The 3,338-nt window shown below is 56.0% G+C and carries 4 protein-coding genes; all 4 read left to right on the top strand.

Features of this window, described 5'->3' with window-relative positions; all coding sequences use genetic code 11:
- Nucleotides 1–1,131, top strand: a 1,131-nt coding sequence (locus R6T97_RS10145; RefSeq protein WP_410349177.1) for a TOBE domain-containing protein, incomplete at its 5' end; no start/stop codon positions are given.
- Nucleotides 1,132–1,136: 5 nt separating this feature from the next.
- Nucleotides 1,137–2,027, top strand: coding sequence for an ABC transporter permease subunit (locus R6T97_RS10140; protein ID WP_410349178.1), 891 nt, complete (start codon nucleotides 1,137–1,139; stop codon nucleotides 2,025–2,027).
- Nucleotides 2,024–2,842, top strand: a complete 819-nt coding sequence (locus R6T97_RS10135; protein WP_410349176.1) for an ABC transporter permease — start codon at nucleotides 2,024–2,026, stop codon at nucleotides 2,840–2,842. Before R6T97_RS10140 ends, R6T97_RS10135 begins: the two co-directional genes overlap by 4 nt.
- 159 nt (nucleotides 2,843–3,001) lie before the next feature.
- Nucleotides 3,002–3,338, top strand: a 337-nt coding sequence (locus tag R6T97_RS10130; protein ID WP_410349175.1) for an ArsR/SmtB family transcription factor, incomplete at its 3' end; no start/stop codon positions are given.

Genomic DNA, 3,338 nt, shown 5'->3' with positions numbered 1-3,338 from the left:
CAGCTCGGTGCAACGATCCTGCACCGATCGCTAGTAAGCCTGTTTAATGACCGCGGCATTCAACTCAACCGTACATATCAATTGAACTTTGGCGGCAACACTGACTTCCAAGGCATGTTGGAGCGCGAGCGCTTGGCGTCCAAGAAGGTTTCGAAGACCCGCTCAGTGACCAGCCTGTTGGGCACAGAGCTGCCGCCGCACGACGTTCACGTCGGGCCTAGCGATTTTGTGCCTTGGCTTAAGGACCGTAAGTGGGCGCAGATCCGTCTTGAGGGAACGGGCGTCGGTGGCGCGCCCGTGAACGTCGAAGTCATGCATCTGACTGTCTACGACAATATCGCCTTCGGCCTGAAACGCTCGAAAATGCCGAAAGACCAGATTGATGCACGGGTCAAGGAAATGCTGCGTCTTGTGCAAATCGAGCAGTTCGGCAACCGCAAGCCGGAACAGATTTCCGGCGGCCAGCGTCAGCGTGTCGCTTTGGCGCGGTCATTGGCCAAAGCGCCCAAGCTGTTGTTGCTGGACGAGCCGCTGTCGGCGCTCGACAAAAAACTGCGTCAGGACACGCAATTCGAGTTGATGGACATTCAGGAAAAGACCGGCACGACATTTGTCGTCGTCACCCATGATCAGGAAGAGGCGATGACGGTTGCGTCTCGTGTTGCGGTGATGGACCACGGCAAGCTGAAACAGGTCGATACGCCGGAGCGTATCTACGAAGCCCCCAACAGCACCTATGTTGCCGACTTTATCGGCGAGGTGAACATCATAGAAGGCCATGCCATAGTGCAAGGTGACACCATGGCGATCAGTTGGACGGAAGGACAACCCCCGATAATCGGTACGCCCGCAAGGCCGATGGACGCGGGAAAGGTGAGCTTTGCAATCCGGCCTGAAAAGATTGCAATTTCGGCGGAAAGGCCGATGGATCGCAACAATGTTGTTCAGGGAAAGGTGCTGGACATTGCCTATCTTGGTAACCTGTCGACCTACCATGTCGCTTTGCCCAATGGCATGGTGATCAAGGCACAAGCAGCCAACTCCCGCCGTCGCGCGAGCCGCCCGTTCACGTGGAATGATGAAGTCTGGCTGTCGTGGACAGATACCGCCGGTATCGTGTTGGCGCACTGATGAACCTGCGTCGCTTCACTCTGATCGCAGTTCCCTATTTCTGGCTGCTGGCGCTTTTTCTGGTCCCGTTCCTGATTGTCTTCAAGATATCGCTGTCCGATATCGCCCTGTCGATCCCGCCTTATACGCCAACACTCGAACTGTCAGAGGGTTGGGCGGGTTTCCGGGATTTCCTTTCACAGCTTGATTTCGAGAACTTCAAGTTTCTGGCGACTGATGATCTCTATTGGAAAAGCTATCTCTCCAGCGTGCAGATTGCCTTCATTTCGACTTTCCTCTGTCTGCTGATCGGCTTTCCTATCGCTTACGGGATGGCGAATGCGCCGAGAGAATGGCAGCCGACGCTGATGCTGCTCGTGATTCTGCCGTTCTGGACCAGCTTTCTGATCCGGGTCTATTCGCTGATCGGTATCCTCAGCCAGGAAGGCATGTTGAACCAGTTCTTGATGTGGCTGGGTTTGATCAACGAGCCCTTGACGATCCTGAACACGAATATCGCGGTCTATATCGGCATCGTCTACACCTATTGCCCGTTCATGATCCTGCCGATCTACGCCACGCTGACCAAATTGGACGAGTCGCTGTTGGAGGCGGCAGAGGACTTGGGCTGTTCGCGGACAGAGGCTTTCTGGCGGATCACCATACCGCTATCGAAAGCGGGCATCATCGCAGGCTGTTTTCTTGTGTTTATCCCCGCGCTGGGCGAGTTCGTGATCCCATCCCTGCTTGGTGGTTCAGAGACGCTGATGATCGGTAAAGTGCTTTATGAGGAATTCTTTTCCAATCGCGACTGGCCGGTGGCCGGTGCGGTGGCCGTCGTACTCCTGCTGATCCTGATCATCCCCATCGTGCTGTATCAGCGCAATGAACAAAAGATGATGGAGGCCGAAGCATGAGGCGGCTGACTTGGTTCAACGCGACTTCGCTGACGCTGGGCTTTGCGTTTCTCTACATCCCGATGATCGTGGTCATTGTCTATAGCTTCAATGAAAGCCAATTGGTGACCGTCTGGGGCGGCTTTTCGACAAAATGGTATGGCGAACTGTTGCAGAACGATGCGTTTTTGGATGCAGCTTGGGTCACCTTCAAGGTTGGCTTCTTTTCATCAATCATTGCCACTATCCTTGGTACGATGGGGGCCTATGTGCTGGTGCGCGGCGGGCGGTTTTTCGGCCGCACATTATTTTCCGGGATGATCTATGCGCCGCTGGTCATGCCCGAGGTGATCACCGGATTGTCGCTGCTCTTGCTGTTCATCTCGATCGGGCTGGACCGTGGATTGTTCACGATCATCCTTGCCCACGCGACATTCTCGATGTGTTACGTTTCGGTCGTGGTCAGTTCGCGACTGGTCAGCTTTGACCGGTCTGTGGAAGAGGCCGCACTTGATTTGGGCTGCACCCCGTTCGAGGCATTTCGCCTTGTCACCCTGCCGATCATTGCACCCGCTGTCATCTCTGGCTGGCTGTTGGCACTGACACTGTCACTGGATGATCTGGTGATCGCATCTTTCGTCGCGGGCCCATCGGCCACGACGCTGCCGATCAAGGTTTTCAGTTCGATCCGCCTCGGGGTCAGCCCCGAGATCAATGCACTTTCAACGATCCTGATCGGTCTGGTCACGATTGGGACCATTGCCGCATCCCTGACGACAAAGCGCGCTGTGATGCGCCGCAGACAGGAAATACTCTTGGCCGAGCAGGGGGCCTAGCTGCCGCGTCCCTCAAATTCGTCGGTTTGACCCTCCGAATGTTCAAGGAATCTGTTAGTTGTCGTTTCCCAGTCATGCGTTCGCGCCTTTCGCTTGCAGACGCGCTGAAAGCATTATATCGGCAAGCGACGATATACGATAAAGCAGCGAGGCCATTTCATGCAAGACGCTGAGCAAGTGCACGCAGATGCAACGATGGCTGCGATGGCCAAGGCGCTGGGGCACCCGGCCCGATTGCGGATACTGCGCCTGTTGGCACGCACGCCGGGCTGTATCGGCGGCGATATCGTCGATGCTGTTGGCCTCGCGCAATCCACGGTTTCAGAACACCTGCGCATCCTGCGGGATGCGGGCGTGATCAAAGGCCGGATTGATCCACCGCGCGTCTGTTATTCGCTCGCACCGGGCGCTCTGACATCCCTGTCTGGGTTGATTGCCGAGCTTGAAGCTGCGGTCGAGGAAACGGATCGTTGCGTCATTCCTTCCGCTGTCAGAG

Source organism: Yoonia sp. (assembly GCF_046498525.1).
GTDB lineage: Bacteria > Pseudomonadota > Alphaproteobacteria > Rhodobacterales > Rhodobacteraceae > Yoonia.
The sequence above is the reverse complement of the archived record's forward strand: the minus strand, read 5'-3'. Positions and strand labels throughout refer to the sequence as shown.

Bases quoted from the DNA above. Each gene is read 5' to 3' on its own strand.
- R6T97_RS10135 (WP_410349176.1), top strand. From the start codon at position 2,024: ATGAGGCGGCTGACTTGGTTCAACGCGACTTCGCTGACGCTGGGCTTT.